The sequence below is a fragment of the Klebsiella sp. 28 genome (assembly GCF_018223905.1).
GTDB lineage: Bacteria > Pseudomonadota > Gammaproteobacteria > Enterobacterales > Enterobacteriaceae > Klebsiella > Klebsiella pneumoniae.
Genome location: NZ_JAGRQY010000173.1, coordinates 1 through 15712, shown reverse-complemented (window position 1 = coordinate 15712; position 15712 = coordinate 1). Strand labels below are relative to the sequence as shown.

At 57.6% G+C, this 15712-nt stretch carries 20 protein-coding genes; 5 read left to right on the top strand and 15 right to left on the bottom strand.

Annotated elements, in window-relative coordinates; translation table 11 throughout:
• Positions 1-46 precede the first annotated feature (46 nt).
• The gene (locus KHQ28_RS24295; RefSeq protein ID WP_004893898.1) at positions 47-1021 is read left to right on the top strand and encodes an aldo/keto reductase; all 975 of its coding nucleotides are present in this window, start codon (positions 47-49) and stop codon (positions 1019-1021) included.
• Positions 1022-1066: 45 nt separating this feature from the next.
• Here KHQ28_RS24295 and pgpA read toward each other — a convergent pair whose 3' ends face one another.
• The 6 genes from pgpA to nrdR form a co-directional block, all read right to left on the bottom strand.
• Positions 1067-1570, bottom strand: a complete 504-nt coding sequence (gene pgpA / locus KHQ28_RS24290; RefSeq protein ID WP_004177266.1) for a phosphatidylglycerophosphatase A — start codon at positions 1568-1570, stop codon at positions 1067-1069.
• On the bottom strand, positions 1563-2534 hold the full coding sequence (gene thiL, locus KHQ28_RS24285; protein ID WP_004178737.1) for a thiamine-phosphate kinase: 972 nt from the start codon (positions 2532-2534) through the stop codon (positions 1563-1565). The genes pgpA and thiL overlap by 8 nt, the downstream gene beginning before the upstream one ends.
• 71 nt (positions 2535-2605) lie before the next feature.
• Positions 2606-3025: a transcription antitermination factor NusB gene (nusB, locus tag KHQ28_RS24280; protein ID WP_002891356.1), complete on the bottom strand. Its 420-nt coding sequence runs from the start codon at positions 3023-3025 to the stop codon at positions 2606-2608.
• A 19-nt stretch (positions 3026-3044) separates the two neighbouring features.
• Positions 3045-3515: a 6,7-dimethyl-8-ribityllumazine synthase gene (gene ribE, locus KHQ28_RS24275; protein ID WP_001021161.1), complete on the bottom strand. Its 471-nt coding sequence runs from the start codon at positions 3513-3515 to the stop codon at positions 3045-3047.
• Between the two features lie 87 nt (positions 3516-3602).
• Entirely contained in the window at positions 3603-4706 is a 1104-nt protein-coding gene (gene ribD / locus KHQ28_RS24270; protein ID WP_004144650.1) for a bifunctional diaminohydroxyphosphoribosylaminopyrimidine deaminase/5-amino-6-(5-phosphoribosylamino)uracil reductase RibD, read from the bottom strand.
• A 3-nt stretch (positions 4707-4709) separates the two neighbouring features.
• Positions 4710-5159, bottom strand: a complete 450-nt coding sequence (gene nrdR, locus KHQ28_RS24265) for a transcriptional regulator NrdR (protein WP_002890417.1) — start codon at positions 5157-5159, stop codon at positions 4710-4712.
• Positions 5160-5306: 147 nt separating this feature from the next.
• On the opposite strand from nrdR, the gene KHQ28_RS24260 reads away from it, so the two are divergent.
• Both KHQ28_RS24260 and KHQ28_RS24255 read left to right on the top strand, forming a co-directional pair.
• Positions 5307-5846, top strand: coding sequence for a DUF3251 domain-containing protein (locus KHQ28_RS24260; protein ID WP_032419352.1), 540 nt, complete (start codon positions 5307-5309; stop codon positions 5844-5846).
• Between the two features lie 298 nt (positions 5847-6144).
• Entirely contained in the window at positions 6145-7029 is an 885-nt protein-coding gene (locus KHQ28_RS24255; RefSeq protein ID WP_002890412.1) for a nucleoside-specific channel-forming protein Tsx, read from the top strand.
• 54 nt (positions 7030-7083) lie between these two features.
• Here KHQ28_RS24255 and KHQ28_RS24250 read toward each other — a convergent pair whose 3' ends face one another.
• From KHQ28_RS24250 to KHQ28_RS24215, 8 genes are all read right to left on the bottom strand, one after another.
• A complete protein-coding gene (locus tag KHQ28_RS24250) occupies positions 7084-7779 on the bottom strand; it encodes a YafY family protein (RefSeq protein WP_032419353.1) in 696 nt (231 codons plus the stop codon).
• A 23-nt stretch (positions 7780-7802) separates the two neighbouring features.
• Positions 7803-8168: a VOC family protein gene (locus tag KHQ28_RS24245; protein ID WP_002890404.1), complete on the bottom strand. Its 366-nt coding sequence runs from the start codon at positions 8166-8168 to the stop codon at positions 7803-7805.
• Between the two features lie 136 nt (positions 8169-8304).
• Positions 8305-9276 (bottom strand): protein translocase subunit SecF, encoded by a 972-nt coding sequence (secF, locus tag KHQ28_RS24240; RefSeq protein ID WP_002890403.1) that lies wholly within the window; start codon positions 9274-9276, stop codon positions 8305-8307.
• 10 nt (positions 9277-9286) lie between these two features.
• Positions 9287-11134 carry a protein translocase subunit SecD gene (gene secD, locus KHQ28_RS24235; protein WP_032419354.1) on the bottom strand — a complete coding sequence of 616 codons (1848 nt, stop codon included), beginning with the start codon at positions 11132-11134 and terminating at the stop codon, positions 9287-9289.
• Positions 11135-11160: 26 nt separating this feature from the next.
• A complete protein-coding gene (yajC, locus tag KHQ28_RS24230) occupies positions 11161-11493 on the bottom strand; it encodes a preprotein translocase subunit YajC (RefSeq protein WP_002890398.1) in 333 nt (110 codons plus the stop codon).
• Between the two features lie 22 nt (positions 11494-11515).
• A complete protein-coding gene (gene tgt / locus KHQ28_RS24225) occupies positions 11516-12643 on the bottom strand; it encodes a tRNA guanosine(34) transglycosylase Tgt (RefSeq protein ID WP_002890395.1) in 1128 nt (375 codons plus the stop codon).
• Positions 12644-12751: 108 nt separating this feature from the next.
• Entirely contained in the window at positions 12752-13816 is a 1065-nt protein-coding gene (gene queA, locus KHQ28_RS24220) for a tRNA preQ1(34) S-adenosylmethionine ribosyltransferase-isomerase QueA (protein ID WP_002890390.1), read from the bottom strand.
• Positions 13817-13880: 64 nt separating this feature from the next.
• Positions 13881-13997: a hypothetical protein gene (locus KHQ28_RS24215; protein ID WP_004218831.1), complete on the bottom strand. Its 117-nt coding sequence runs from the start codon at positions 13995-13997 to the stop codon at positions 13881-13883.
• Positions 13998-14071: 74 nt separating this feature from the next.
• On the opposite strand from KHQ28_RS24215, the gene acpH reads away from it, so the two are divergent.
• Positions 14072-14653: an ACP phosphodiesterase gene (acpH, locus tag KHQ28_RS24210; RefSeq protein WP_004178734.1), complete on the top strand. Its 582-nt coding sequence runs from the start codon at positions 14072-14074 to the stop codon at positions 14651-14653.
• 127 nt (positions 14654-14780) lie between these two features.
• Complete coding sequence (locus KHQ28_RS24205; RefSeq protein ID WP_002890386.1) at positions 14781-15383, top strand: peroxiredoxin; 603 nt, start codon at positions 14781-14783, stop codon at positions 15381-15383.
• A 112-nt stretch (positions 15384-15495) separates the two neighbouring features.
• Here KHQ28_RS24205 and KHQ28_RS24200 read toward each other — a convergent pair whose 3' ends face one another.
• Positions 15496-15663: a hypothetical protein gene (locus tag KHQ28_RS24200; RefSeq protein ID WP_004893917.1), complete on the bottom strand. Its 168-nt coding sequence runs from the start codon at positions 15661-15663 to the stop codon at positions 15496-15498.
• Positions 15664-15712: the final 49 nt, after the last annotated feature.

Sequence of the window (15712 nt, the reverse complement as noted above, 5' to 3'; positions counted from 1 at the left end):
CCTGCTATGCTTAAGGGATACCCTTGATGAATAGCAGGAGCGCACTATGCACTATATCCCCCTCGGTGATACTGCCTTACGTGTTTCCCGACTCTGCCTCGGCTGCATGACCTTCGGCGAGCCGGACCGCGGCAGACACGCCTGGACGCTTCCGGAAGAGAGCAGCCGCCCGCTTATCCAGCACGCCATTGAAGGCGGCATCAACTTCTTCGATACCGCAAATAGCTACTCCGACGGCAGCAGCGAAGAGATCGTTGGCCGCGCCCTGCGCGACTTTGCCCGCCGTGACGAGGTGGTTGTCGCCACCAAGGTGTATCACCAGGTCGGCGATCTGGCGGAAGGACTTTCCCGGGCGCAGATCCTGCGCTCCATCGACGACAGCCTGCGCCGTCTCGGGATGGACTATGTCGACCTGCTGCAGATCCACCGCTGGGACTATACCACCCCGATTGAAGAGACGCTCGAAGCGCTGGACGAGGTGGTGAAAGCCGGCAAAGCGCGCTATATCGGCGCCTCGTCCATGCATGCCCGACAGTTTGCCCAGGCGCTGGCGCTCCAGCAGCAGAACGGCTGGGCGCGCTTCGTTACCATGCAGGATCACTATAACCTGATTTACCGGGAAGAAGAGAATGAGATGCTGCCCCTGTGCCAACGTAACGGCGTAGCGGTGATCCCGTGGAGTCCGCTGGCGCGCGGCAGGCTAACCCGCCCCTGGGGTGAGACCACCGCCCGGCTGGTCTCAGATGAGTTCGGCAAATCGCTGTACAGCACCAGTGAAGAAAACGATGCGCAGATCGCCGGGAATCTCGCGGACGTGGCGGAAGAGCTCGACGCCAGCCGCGCCCAGGTCGCTCTCGCCTGGCTGTTAAGCAAACCCGGCGTCGCCGCGCCGATTATCGGCCCGTCGCGTCAGGAACAGCTCGATGATCTGCTGCAGGCGGTGGATTTGACGCTCTCCCCGGAACAGATCGACAAGCTGGAGGCGCCGTATCAGCCGCATCCGGTGGTGGGATTTAAGTGACGGGCGTGGTTTCCCCGGCAGCGTAGCGTTGCCGGGGAGAGGCGGTTAAAGCAGACCGATGGGCCAGTGATGGCCAATGACATACAGCACGCCGGCGGAGATCACGCCGGCGACGATGTCGTCGACCATAATCCCCATTCCGCCGTGGATATTGCGATCAAACCAGCGAATCGGCCACGGCTTCCACATATCGAAGATACGGAAAATCACGAAGCCGGCGGCCACCCACTGCCAGTCCAGGGTCGGCAGCGCCATCAGTGTGATCCACATCCCGACGAACTCGTCCCAGACGATGCTGCCGTGGTCATGGGTGCCCATATCTTTGGCCGTGCGATGGCACAGATAGACGCCGATACAGATGCTCATCATCACCACCAGCGAGTAAAGCTGCCAGGGGAGAAAGGTCATCAGATACCAGAACGGGATCGCCGCCAGCGAGCCCATCGTCCCCGGCACCACCGGGCTTAAGCCGCTGCCAAAGCCGGTCGCCAGCAGATGCCACGGATTACGCATACTCAGGCGGCTAAGCGCCTCGTCTCGACTACGCAAAGTGATCGTATCCCTTTAAATCAAGCGCGACCGGCTTACCGTCGCGGATAAACTGCAGCCCTTCGCTCTCCGGCGCAATCTGTCCGATACAGGTAAAACGCGCGCCAAGATGGCCAAGAGCCACGTCCAGCGCCCCGCGGTTCAGCTCCGGTACGGTAAAGCACAGCTCGTAATCTTCGCCGCCGGCGAGCGCCCAGCGCAGCGCCTGCTCAGAATCAACCTGGCGCAGCATCGCATCGGAGTACGGCATGGCATCGAGATCGATACGTGCGCCGCAGCCGCTGGCTTTGAGAATATGGCCCAGATCGGAGATCAGTCCGTCGGAAAGATCGATAGCCGATGTCGCCAGGTCACGCAGCGCCTGGCCCTGCAGCACGCGCGGCATCGGCCGCAGATGACGAGCCAGCAGGTAGTCGGCGTCAGACGGTTCATCCACCGTTAGACGATTCTGCAGTACCGCCAGACCGGCGGCGCTGTCTCCCGGAGTGCCGGTAACATAGATCCAGTCCCCCGGCTTCGCGCCAGCGCGTTTCATGGCGCGTCCCGGCGGCACAAAGCCGTGGATCCCCAGCGTCATGGAGAGCGGGCCACGGGTAGTGTCGCCGCCAATCAGTTGCATATCGTAATAGTCCAGCTGGACAAACAGGCTGTCGCTGAAGGCTTCCAGCCAGACTTCATCCACCTCCGGCAAGGTCAGCGCCAGCGTGAGCCACGCCGGCTCCGCGCCCATTGCCGCGAGGTCGCTCAGGTTCACCGCCAGCGCTTTATAAGCGAGGTCGGCAGGGTCGATATCGGGTAAGAAGTGATTGCCCGCCACCAGGGTGTCGGTGCTGATTGCCAGCGTTTTTTTCTCGGGAATATGCAGGAGCGCGCAGTCATCGCCGATGCCGGTTTCAACATCAAGGCGGGCGCTTTTAACGCGATCAAAATAACGGGCAATCAGGGAGAATTCGCCGCATGCCATACGTTATGCCTCAGCAAAATAATAAATAAGGCCGGGCTGCGAGGCGACCCTCGCAAAACCCGGCCTGCAGTTTACTTCTTGTGGGGACGAATTACCGGAGCCGCTTTGTCCAGCACGCCGTTAACGAACTTATGGCTATCTTCAGCGCCGAAGGTTTTCGCCAGTTCGATAGCTTCATTGATGGCCACTTTATACGGTACGTCATCACGTTTGGACAGCTCAAACAGCGCGATACGCAGCACCGCTTTTTCAACCTGGCCCAGCTCTTCCAGCTGGCGGGACAGGTAGGGCTTCATCAGGCCGTCGAGGTACGCGCTGTTAGTCGCCACTCCGGACAGCAGTTCGCGGAAATACAGAACATCAACATCTTTTACGTCCTGTTCCGCCAGGAACTGGTATTCGACATCAGCGATGTCGTTGTGGGACAACTGCCAGGAGTAGAGCGCCTGAACGGCACACTCACGGGCGCGGCGACGAGCAGCAGGTTTCACGGAATTCCCCTTACAAAAATCAGGCCTTGATGGCTTTCAATACGTTAATCATTTCCAGCGCGGTCAGCGCAGCTTCTGCACCTTTGTTACCGGCTTTGGTGCCAGCGCGCTCAATGGCTTGTTCAATACTTTCAGTGGTCAGAACACCAAAGGCTACCGGGATTTCGCTGTCCTGAGCGACATGCGCCAGGCCATTGCTGGCACCGCCTGCCACATATTCAAAGTGGGCGGTACCGCCGCGAATCACCGTCCCCAGCGCGATCACCGCGTCATATTTACCGGTTTTCGCCAGTGCGCCAGCCGCCAGCGGCAGCTCATACGCGCCTGGAACCCAAACGACGGTGATGTTTTCATCTTTTACCTGACCAATGCGTTTCAGGGCGTCAATCGCGCCTTCCAGCAGGCTGTCATTGATAAAGTTGTTGAAACGCGCAATGGTGATGGCGACGCGAGCGTCCGGGGTAGCAACGTTAGCTTCAATAATGTTCATACTCTTCCTTCGGGTTCATGTGCCCCGCAAGGGGGGCGGATTTTATCATATTATTCTGAGCGCTGCTTCCTAATAATCAGGAAAGCCTCACGCAGTGGTTAAATGCAGGCAGACATCCGGGCCAACCTGACGTATCTCATTGAATTTAAAATGGGGGGCCTGGCTCAGCTCTTCAAGCCCCGGCAGCGCGCATAATCCACGCGCCGCATTGCCTAACAGTTTAGGCGCAATATAGACGATAAGCTCGTCGACCAGGCCCGCCTGCAGCAGCGCCCCGGCAAGCGTAGCCCCTGCCTCAACCCAGACGCTGTTGATCTGCTGTTTGCCAAGCAGCATCATCAGCAGCACCAGATCGAGATGGCCGTTATGCTCCGGAACCAGCAGCGTGCGGGCGCTTTCCGGCCACTGCCGTTCATCGGCGCGCAGGCGGGCAAACAGCGTTTCCCCCGCCTGCTGCACAATACGATGCTCAGGCGTGACGCGGTTCTGGCTGTCGATGACGACGCGCAGCGGCTGGCGCAAATTCTCTTCGGGATAAAGCGCCTGGGTATCGGCGCTCAGCTCCTGCCAGCGCACGGTCAGCGCCGGATCGTCCGCCAGCACGGTGGCGCTGCTGGTCAGGATGGCATGGCTCTGGGCGCGCAGACGCTGCACGTCGCGTCGCGCCTGCGGGGAGGTGATCCACTGGCTTTCGCCGCTGGCCATCGCCGTGCGGCCGTCCAGCGAGGCACCCAGCTTCAGCTGCACCCAGGGAAAACCGGTGCGCATCCGCTTCAGAAAGCCCTTATTCAGCGCTTCCGCTTCGTTCATCATCAGCCCATGGCTGACCTCAATGCCGGCCTGCTGCAGGCGATACAAACCGCGCCCCGCCACCTGCGGGTTCGGATCCTGCATCGCGGCGACCACGCGGCTGACGCCGGCGGCAATCAGCGCATCGCAGCATGGCGGCGTACGGCCATGGTGGCTGCAGGGCTCAAGAGTGACGTAGGCGGTGGCGCCGCGCGCCTTTTCGCCAGCCATGCGCAGGGCGTGCACTTCAGCATGCGGCTCGCCGGCGCGATAGTGAAACCCCTCGCCGACGATCTCGCCGTCTTTCACAATGACGCAGCCGACGTTAGGGTTAGGATGGGTAGTAAAGCGACCGCGCGCGGCAAGCTTCAGCGCACGCGCCATGTACATTTCGTCCTGCATGGCTTAGTCCTGTAAGCGGGCGATCTCTTCGCCGAATTCTTTAATATCTTCGAAGCTGCGATAGACCGACGCGAAGCGAATATAGGCGACTTTATCCAGCTTTTTCAGCTGCTCCATCACCAGGTTGCCGATCATTTTGCTGGCCACTTCGCGCTCGCCGGTGCCGCGCAGATGAGTCTTGATATGGTTGACCGCCATTTCCACGTCGTCGGCGCTAACCGGACGTTTCTCCAGCGCTTTCAGCATCCCGCTGCGCAGCTTGTCTTCGTTGAAGGGTTCGCGCACATCGTTACTCTTCACCACCCGCGGCATCACCAGCTCCGCCACTTCGAAGGTGGTAAAGCGTTCGTTACAGACCAGGCACTGCCGACGGCGACGCACGGAAGAGCCTTCCCCCACCAGACGAGAGTCGATCACTTTGGTATCCACGGCGAAACAGAAAGGGCAATGCATAGCGCGTCCTGACAGGTAGTTAAACTGAAGAGTAGTTTACCGCGAAGTGACCGGACTACAAAGAAAGAGCTTTTGAGACAAAGGATCTATGGGAGATGAGGCCGGTTTGGCTACCATTAAGCATCCTCTGTAAACGGAATCCTGACCATGACAAGACGTTACCTGAAGCTCGCCATCGCGGGCTGCCTGTTCACCCTGACCGCCTGCGCCCAGCAAAGCGAAATCCGCCAGATGCACCAGAGCGTGAGTACGCTGAGCCAGGAGATGACCCAGCTCAACCAGCAAACGATCAAAATCACCCAGCAAAACGCGCTGAACGCCAAATCCACCCGCGGCGTCTATCTGCTGCCGGATGCCAAGACCCCGGCGCGGCTGGAGAGCCAGATCGGCACCCTGTGCATGTCGGTGGGCAGTATTACCCCGGATGGCGATGGGTCACGCCTGACCTTACGCATTCAGGGCGAATCCAACGATCCGCTGCCGGCCTTTACCGCCACCGTCGCTTCCGGACAGATCACCGGCACCACCCACAGCTATCAGGAAGTCAATGTTCAGGATCAGCTGATTAGCGCGCCGGCCAGCACCCTCGCCCCCAGCGATGTCGATATCCCGTTGCGCCTCAATGTAACGCCAGATAAAGTCGGTTTTATTCGCGTACATGATATCCAGCCCGCCGCCGCCCAGTAAGCCTTCAGCCGGGCCTGCCCCTCCCGGCTACGTCCTGCCCCGTCTTTCTTATCCACTTACAACTTTTCCCAAGAGTTCATTAGAAATCGTTCTGCAGCGCGATTTTCAGTAGCATTTTGTCAAGAAATGCATAGAATCGTGAACGCAATCGATTACGCATGTTCTGGTTATGTGAAACAACACGTATTTTTGTGAGCAATGATTCCTATAATAGACCCCCACAGAAAGACGAAATATTTAGAAACGCTTCGGCACTTCTTTTAACGCCTTCAGGCTCAATTTAAACAGTGGCATTACTATGAAAAAAACATTACTGGCAGCGGGTGCGGTTGTGGCGCTCTCCACTACTTTTGCCGCGGGCGCGGCAGAAAACGACAAACCGCAGTATCTGTCTGACTGGTGGCACCAGAGTGTTAACGTGGTGGGCAGCTACCACACCCGTTTTGGACCGCAGATCCGTAACGATACCTACCTGGAATACGAAGCGTTCGCCAAAAAAGACTGGTTTGATTTCTACGGCTATATTGATGCCCCGGTATTCTTCGGCGGCAACAGCACGGCAAAAGGTATCTGGAACAAAGGTTCCCCGCTGTTTATGGAGATCGAACCGCGTTTCTCTATCGATAAGCTGACCAATACCGACCTGAGCTTCGGGCCGTTCAAAGAATGGTATTTCGCCAACAACTATATCTACGATATGGGCCGCAACGACTCCCAGGAGCAGAGCACCTGGTATATGGGTCTGGGTACCGATATCGATACCGGCCTGCCAATGAGCCTGTCGCTGAACGTCTACGCCAAGTACCAGTGGCAGAACTACGGCGCCTCCAACGAAAACGAATGGGACGGCTATCGCTTCAAAGTGAAATACTTTGTGCCGCTGACCGACCTGTGGGGCGGTTCGCTGAGCTACATCGGCTTCACCAACTTCGACTGGGGTTCTGACCTCGGCGATGACAACTTCTACGATCTGAACGGGAAGCACGCGCGCACCAGCAACTCTATCGCCTCCAGCCACATCCTGGCGCTGAACTACGCGCACTGGCACTACTCTATCGTCGCCCGTTACTTCCATAACGGCGGCCAGTGGGCTGATGATGCGAAGCTGAACTTCGGCGATGGTCCGTTCAGCGTTCGCTCGACCGGCTGGGGTGGTTACTTCGTGGTCGGCTACAACTTCTGATTGCTGATACAGCAAGACAGCGCCCGGGCCGCAGCTCCTGCTGCCCGGGCTTTTTTATTTCTCCCGCACCTCGCACCGGACCTTGCGCAGAAAATCGCTTAACGAGCGGTCGGCGCACTCGCTGAATCGACGTTCGGTCCTTCTGACCTCCAGGCAACGATCGAGGCGAAAATTGCGGTAATCATTGCGCAGTTCGCACCAGGCCACCAGCAGCCAGCGTTCGCCCCAGAAAAACAGCCCCAGCGGCAGCACTTCACGCCACGTCACCTGACCGGATTCATCCTGGTAGTGAAGCTTTAATACCTGCTGATTGGATACGGCCTGATGGATAACGTCAAAATGGGTTTTAGCATAGCGATGCGCGCCAAGGTCAGGGGCAAACAGGCGAGTCTGCTCCGCCTGGCGCCGACGCGCCTCCGGCAGGATCGCCAGCATCTTCTCCTGGGCGGACTCCAGCGACTGCGACAGCGCCTCACCGCCCCAGGTTTTCAGCAGCCGAATCGCAGCGATCAGCGCCTCGGACTCTTTGGTGGTCAGCATCAGCGGCGGCAGATCGTAGCCCGCCAGCAGCCGGTAGCCGCTGCCCGCTTCGCCCTCCACCGGTACGCCGGAGAGGGAGAGATCGCGAATATCGCGATAGACGGTACGCTCCGACACGCCCAACCGCTCCGCCAGCAGCGCGGCGGTAGTGAGCCGCCTGCCGCGCAGGATCTGCACAATCTGAAATAAACGGTCGGCGCGTCGGGTCATGTCTCACTTCACAAAAGTTAAGGTTAAGCCGGCTGGTGCAGGCCGACGCGGTTGCCCTCGCTGTCGGTAAACAGGGCGATGGTGCCAATATCATTCGGCAGCGTCAGCGGGCCGAAGACACAGGCCCCACCCGCCGAGGCAACGCGCTCCAGCGTGGCGGCAAGATGATCAGTATGCAGATAAATAATAGCGCCCTGCGCCGAGGGCGCGATACCTTCAAATTTGGCCAGCGCGCCGCCGGGGGCCGGATCCTGATGCGGGAACACCGCCAGCTCGGCGCAGTCCATGGTTTCGCGACGCAGCGACACTTGCATCACCGGCTCATAAAACGCGACGGCGCGATCCATATCGGCGACCGGAATTTCAAACCAGTTAATCACGTTGTTCATACTTCCTCCTGCTCGTTAGTGAGTTCAGAGGCAGTGTATGGGAGGGCTCCTGACAGCATACTGTCAGCAGGTTTTGTCGCGGGCAAAAAAATCCCGGCCGCAAGGGCCGGGATAGCTTTATCTCAACTGAACCGGATTACGGCAGAATAGACGGCTGATCCGCCCCTTCTTTCTCAACCTTCTGCTGGATCAGATGCTCGCGCTTCATGCCCAGCTTCAACGCCAGCGCGGAGGCGACGTAGATAGAGGAAGCCGTACCGATGGAAACACCGATCAGCATGGTCAGCGAGAAGCCTTCCAGAATCGGGCCGCCGAACAGGAACAGCATCAGGATCACCATCAAAGTGGTACCAGAGGTGATCAAGGTACGGTGCAGCGTCTGGGTCAACGACACGTTAAAGATCTCATACGGCGTACCGCGGCGGATCTTACGGAAGTTTTCACGGATACGGTCCGATACCACGATACTGTCGTTCAGCGAGTAGCCGATAACCGACATCAACGAGGCCACGATGGTCAGGTCGATCTCGATATGGAACAGCGACAGCACGCCCATGGTGATCACCACGTCGTGCGCCAGGGCGATAACCACCCCGGCGGCCAGACGCCATTCGAAGCGGAAGCCGACGTAGATCAGGATACAGACCAGCGCCGCAATCAGCGCCAGGGCGCCGGTTTGCGCGAGGTCCGCCCCGACGCTCGGGCCGACAAACTCAATACGCTTCACTGCCGCATTCTGGCTGGTCGATTCGTTAATCACCGTCACGACCTTGCTGCCCAGCTCCTGGCTGCCGTTGGCGTCATGCACCGGCGGCATACGTACCATGATGTCGCGGCTGCTGCCAAAGTTCTGCACCTGCGGCTCTTCAAAGCCCGCTTTCTGCAGGGAATCGCGCATCTGGTCCAGATCGACCGGTTTCTCAAGGGTAATTTCAATCACCGTACCGCCGGTGAAATCGAGCCCCCAGTTAAACCCGCGAACGCCGATGATGGCGATCGACACAATCAGCAGAAAACCTGAAATGCCGAAGGCCCAGTAGTCCCAGCGCATAAAGTCCCAGACTTTACGGCCGTGGTTCAATTGTTCAACAGTATATTCCTGTGCCACAACGCACTCCTCAGATAGACAGCTTTTTAACGCGCTTGCCGCCGTACAGCAGGTTCACGATGGCACGGGTGCCGACGATAGCGGTAAACATTGAGGTCGCGATACCGATACCGGTGGTAATCGCAAACCCTTTAATGGCACCGGTACCGACCGCGTACAGGATGATCACTTTGATAAGCGTCGTCACGTTGGCGTCGAAGATCGAGCTGAACGCGCCGCGATAACCTTCGTCAATCGCCTGCTGAACGGTACGCCCGTTGCTCAGCTCTTCTTTGATACGCTCGTTGATCAGAACGTTAGCATCGACCGCCACCGCCAGGGTTAACACGATACCCGCGATGCCCGGCATGGTCAGCGTCGCCCCCGGGATCAGGGACATAATGCCGACAATCAGTATCAGGTTGGCAATCAGCGCCGAGGTCGCAATCAGGCCGAACTTCTTATAGAAGAGGATCATGAACAGGATAGAGACCACCAGACCGGCCAGACAGGCTTCCAGACCCTGCTTGATGTTCTGCATTCCCAGGGTTGGGCCGATAGTCCGCTCTTCGACGATCTGAATCGGCGCAATCAGCGCGCCGGCACGCAGCAGCAGCGACAGCTGACGCGCTTCGTTCGGATTGCTGATACCGGTGATACGGAAGCTGTTACCCAGACGCGACTGGATGTTGGCGATGTTAATCACCTCTTCCTCTTTCGCCAGGATAGCGCGACCGTTAGCGTCTTTCTTACCGCTGTCTTTATACTCCACGAACAGGGTCGCCATCGGCTTGCCGATGTTGTCCTTAGTGAAGTTAGACATGATGTTACCGCCCGCGCTGTCCAGCGAGATGTTGACCTGCGGCTGGTTGTACTCATCCATGCTGGAGGTCGAGTCGGTGATATGGTCCCCGGTCAGGATCACCCGCTTGTACAGCACTACCGGCTGGCCTTCACGCGTCTCTTTCACTTCCGAGTCGCCCGGCACGCGGCCAGAGGCGGCGGCGGACTGGTCCACGTTAGTATTGACCAGACGGAACTCGAGGGTCGCGGTCGCGCCAAGGATTTCCTTCGCACGCGCGGTATCCTGGATACCCGGCAGCTCAACCACGATGCGGTCAGCGCCCTGACGCTGAACCAGCGGCTCGGCGACGCCCAGCTGGTTCACACGGTTACGCAGGATATTAATGTTCTGCTGAACCGCGTACTCACGGGCTTCTTTCAGGCGCTCATCGGTCATCACCGCTTTCAGGCTGTTGTCACCCTGAGAGGAAATAACCAGATCGCGATGGCGAGGGCTGAGATAAGAGATAGCCTGGTCGCGCGCCGCGCTGTCGCGGAAGACGATGCTCAGACCGTAGTTGTCTTCTTTACGCACGGTCGCGTAAGGAATGCCTTTGTCGCGCAGCTCGCTGCGCAGGCTATCGATGTTCTGTTCCTGCAGTTTGCCTAACGCGGTGTCCATGTCGACTTCCATCAGGAAGTGCACGCCGCCGCGCAGATCAAGACCCAGCTTCATCGGCTCGGCATAGAGCGCCGCCAGCCAGCGTGGGGTTGCCGGAGCAAGGTTCAGCGCCACGACGTATTTGTCACCCAGCACGTTAAGCAGCGCTTCGCGCGCGCGCAGCTGGGTATCAGTGGTGTCGAAGCGCGCAAGAATAGCGCCCTCTTCCAGTGCCACAGACTTCGCGGTTATTTTTTCTTCTTGTAAAGTTTTCTGGACCTGGATCAGCGTTTGCTCACTGGCGGCGACGCCGCGCGCGCCAGTGATTTGAACAGCCGGATCCTCACCATACAGGTTGGGAAGCGCATAGATCAGGCCGACGACAATGACGACGACCAGCATGACGTACTTCCACAAAGGATAACGGTTTAACACGGCAGTTCCCTTTGGGAAAAGTTAGATTACAGCGCCTTCATGGTGCCTTTCGGCAGAACGGCAGCAACGAAGTCACGTTTGATAACCACTTCAGTGGTATCGTTCAGCGCGATAGCAATGTAGCCAGTTTCCGCCACTTTGGTCACGCGACCGACCAGACCGCCGTTGGTCAGCACTTCATCACCTTTGGCGATGGAGTTCATCAGGTTCTTATGTTCCTTGGTGCGCTTCTGCTGTGGACGCAGGATCATGAAGTAAAAAATCAGACCGAACACCACCAGCATCAGAATCAGAGACATCGGGCTGCCCTGCGCCGGTGCACCCGTTGCCGCTACCGCATCAGAAATAAAAAAGCTCATTGAAATTCCCTCATTATTAAAATTAATCAACGTTCAAAGGAGGCACGGTGCGCCCCTGACGTTGGTAAAAATCGGTCACGAAGCTCTCTAATTTACCCTCTTCGATAGCCTTGCGTAAACCAGCCATTAAACGCTGATAGTAGCGCAGGTTATGAATGGTATTGAGACGCGCGCCCAATATTTCGTTGCAACGGTCGAGGTGATGCAAGTAAGCGCGTGAATAATTGCGACATGTATAGCAATCACACTCGGCGTCCAGCGGCGCGGTATCGCTTTTGTGCTTCGCGTTGCGGATTTTCACCACGCCGTCGGTGACGAACAGGTGGCCGTTACGCGCGTTGCGCGTCGGCATGACGCAGTCGAACATATCGATACCGCGACGTACCCCTTCCACCAGATCTTCCGGCTTCCCGACGCCCATCAGGTATCGTGGTTTATCGGCTGGGATCTGCGGGCAGACGTGCTCCAGAATACGGTGCATGTCTTCCTTTGGCTCACCAACCGCCAAACCGCCGACAGCGTAGCCATCAAAGCCAATCTCTACCAGACCTTTCACCGAGATATCGCGTAAATCTTCGTAAACGCTACCCTGAATAATGCCGAACAGCGCATTTTTATTGCCAAGGCTATCGAAACGGTCGCGGCTGCGCTTCGCCCAACGCAGAGACATCTCCATTGAGCGCTTGGCGTAATCCCAGTCCGCCGGGTACGGCGTACATTCGTCGAAGATCATCACGATGTCAGAGCCGAGATCGTACTGAATCTCCATTGATTTTTCCGGATCGAGGAAAATCGGATCGCCGTTGATCGGATTGCGGAAGTGGACGCCCTGCTCGGTGATCTTACGGATATCGCCAAGGCTGAACACCTGGAAACCGCCGGAGTCGGTCAGGATCGGTCCTTTCCACTGCATAAAATCGTGCAGATCGCCGTGCAGCTTCATGATCTCCTGACCCGGGCGCAGCCACAGGTGGAAGGTGTTGCCGAGAATAATCTGCGCGCCGGTGGCTTCCACCTCTTCCGGCGTCATCCCTTTGACGGTGCCGTAGGTGCCAACGGGCATAAAGGCCGGTGTTTCCACCACGCCGCGCTCAAACACCAGGCGACCGCGGCGGGCGCGACCGTCGGTGGTATCCAGTTCAAATTTCATGCTTGCTCCTGCGTCAGAAAAACAGTCCGACGTTTTCATACTCGCCACGGAATGATTCCGTAGCTAAAAAATGCGTTATGGCGTCTACAAGCCGGCGTACCGGCCTTTTCAGGGACGCTCAGAAATAGCCTGCGGATTGTACGTGATAAACATCGCATCCCCGTAGCTAAAAAAGCGATATTTCTGCTCAACCGCCACCTTATAGGCGTTCATGGTGTGCTGATAACCCGCAAACGCCGACACCAGCATAATCAGTGTGGATTCAGGGAGATGGAAGTTAGTCACCAGCGCATCGATCACCTGGTACTGATAACCCGGGTAGATGAAAATCTGCGTATCGTCGAAGAACGGCGCGATCAGCGCGTCTTTCGCCGCCTGCGCCGCGCTCTCCAGCGAACGTACCGAGGTGGTGCCCACCGCGATCACGCGGTTGCCGCGCGCTTTCGCCGCCAGCACCGCATCGACCACCTCCTGCGGCACTTCGGCATATTCGGAGTGCATGGTGTGCTCTTCAATGCTGTCGACGCGCACCGGCTGGAAGGTGCCCGCGCCCACATGCAGGGTGACAAACGCCATCTCAACGCCTTTGGCGCGCAGTTTGTCCAGCAGCGGTTCGTCGAAATGCAAACCGGCGGTCGGGGCGGCTACCGCGCCCGGCCTGGTGCCATAGACGGTTTGATAGAGCTCGCGGTCGGCGTCTTCGTCCGGGCGGTCAATATAGGGCGGCAGCGGCATATGGCCGATCCCGTTAAGGATCTCCAGCACCGGGCGCTCGTCGTTAAACTCCACTTCAAACAGCGCGCCGTGGCGCGCCAGCATCGTGGCCTTAATACTTTCGTCATCGCCCAGCAGCAGTTCGGCGCCCGGTTTCGGCGCTTTCGAGGCGCGAATATGGGCCAGAATGCGCTTATCATCCAGCATCCTCTCCACCAGCACTTCAATCTTGCCGCCACTGGCCTTACGACCGAACAGACGCGCCGGGATCACCCGGGTGTTGTTAAACACCAGCAGATCGCCTGGATTAAGCTTATCGAGAATGTCGGTGAAGGTGCCATGCGTCAGCGCGCCCGTCGGCCCGTCCAGGGAGAGCAAGCGACAGCTACTGCGCTCAGGCATCGGATAGTGGGCGATCAGAGATTCGGGTAGTTCAAAAGCAAAATCGGTAACGCGCATGACGGTAACTCAGACTGAATAAAGAGGCGGGTAGTCTAGTGCCGGGGCGGTCCGGCTGCAACCTTTACCCCTCCGGATGAATGACATAATCTATATTCCAAATCATTCCGAATGCCGCCATGCGGCAACCGAATGCCTTACCGGTGGCAAAGGTGCCGCGCGCGGCCAGACAGCATGCCATTCGGCCACCAAGGCGGCGTTCAGCGCAACATCGGTGTTTCCACCTGCCCGCTCGTATTTAAAGGATGTCGTTTTATGAATTTTCTCGCCCACCTGCACCTGGCCCATCTCGCCGACAGTTCGTTGCCCGGCAACCTGATGGCCGACTTCGTGCGCGGCAACCCGCAGGGCGACTATCCGGCGGAGATCATCGACGGCATCTTTATGCATCGGCGGATTGACGTGATGACTGACAACCTGGCGGAAGTCAAAGAGGCGCGGGAGTGGTTTCGCCCGCAGACCCGCCGCGTCGCCCCCATCACCCTCGACGTCATGTGGGATCATTTCCTGTCCCAGCACTGGGCGCAGCTCTCCCCTGACCTGCCGCTGGACGAGTTCGTACGCTACGCCGAGCGGCAGATCGTCCCCATCCTGCCCGACTCGCCGCCCCGCTTCGTCAATCTCAATCAATATCTGTGGTCGGAGCGCTGGCTGGAGCGCTATCGGGAAATGGATTTTATTCAGCGCGTGCTGAACGGCATGGCCAGCCGCCGTCCACGTCTCGAGGCGCTACGCGACTCCTGGCAGGATCTGGATACCCATTACGACCGTCTGGAGACGCAGTTCTGGCGCTTTTATCCGCAGATGATGCGCCTGGCAGAAAACAAACAGCTGTAATAGCCACGTCATTGATAGGTAAAAGCTGGCTGAACGATTGTTAGCGCCTCTTTGTGTTATTGCCGGGCAGGCTCTATACTTGCCCGCGTTGCGTTCCAAATAACCTTAGTAATTACAGGAGAATCAAATGGTTCTGGTCACTCGTCAAGCGCCGGATTTTACTGCAGCCGCTGTGCTGGGTAATGGTGAGATCGTTGAGAAATTCAATTTCAAACAGCACACCAACGGTAAACCTACCGTTCTGTTCTTCTGGCCGATGGACTTCACCTTCGTGTGCCCGTCTGAGCTGATCGCGTTCGACAAACGTTACGAAGAATTCCAGAAACGCGGCGTGGAAGTGGTTGGCGTTTCCTTCGACTCCGAGTTCGTGCACAACGCATGGCGTAACACCCCGGTAGACCAGGGCGGTATCGGCCCGGTTAAATACGCGATGGTTGCTGACATCAAACGTGAAATCCAGAAAGCTTACGGTATTGAGCATCCGGACGAAGGCGTAGCGCTGCGCGGCTCCTTCCTGATCGACGCCAACGGCATCGTTCGTCATCAGGTGGTTAACGACCTGCCGCTGGGCCGTAACATCGACGAAATGCTGCGTATGGTTGACGCCCTGCAGTTCCACGAAGAGCACGGCGAAGTCTGCCCGGCGCAGTGGGAAAAAGGAAAAGAAGGTATGGCCGCCTCTCCGGAAGGCGTTGCAAAATACCTGACCGAAAACGTTTCCAGCCTGTAATCGGCACGCGTTTTAATAAAAGGCTCGCTCAGGCGGGCCTTTTTTGTAAGCGGCGTCAAANNACCCGCCGATATTTGTGACCAGCGATACACTTCTGGCGAAAAAATTCGCTCTACCTCTCACTTTTTCTCTGCCAAATTTCAGCGTCAAAATACAAAGCCTTCATAACAGACTGAAAAATATATAAATTATTTATATCGTTTTCTGCCGGTACTTTGCCGTCGATGTGATCCCCATCAATATTTAAAACCGCGGATGTGATCTCATCCATCATTTTCATCAATGTATTTGGTCATGATTTAACTCAGGAACAGGAATACGTTCAGGAG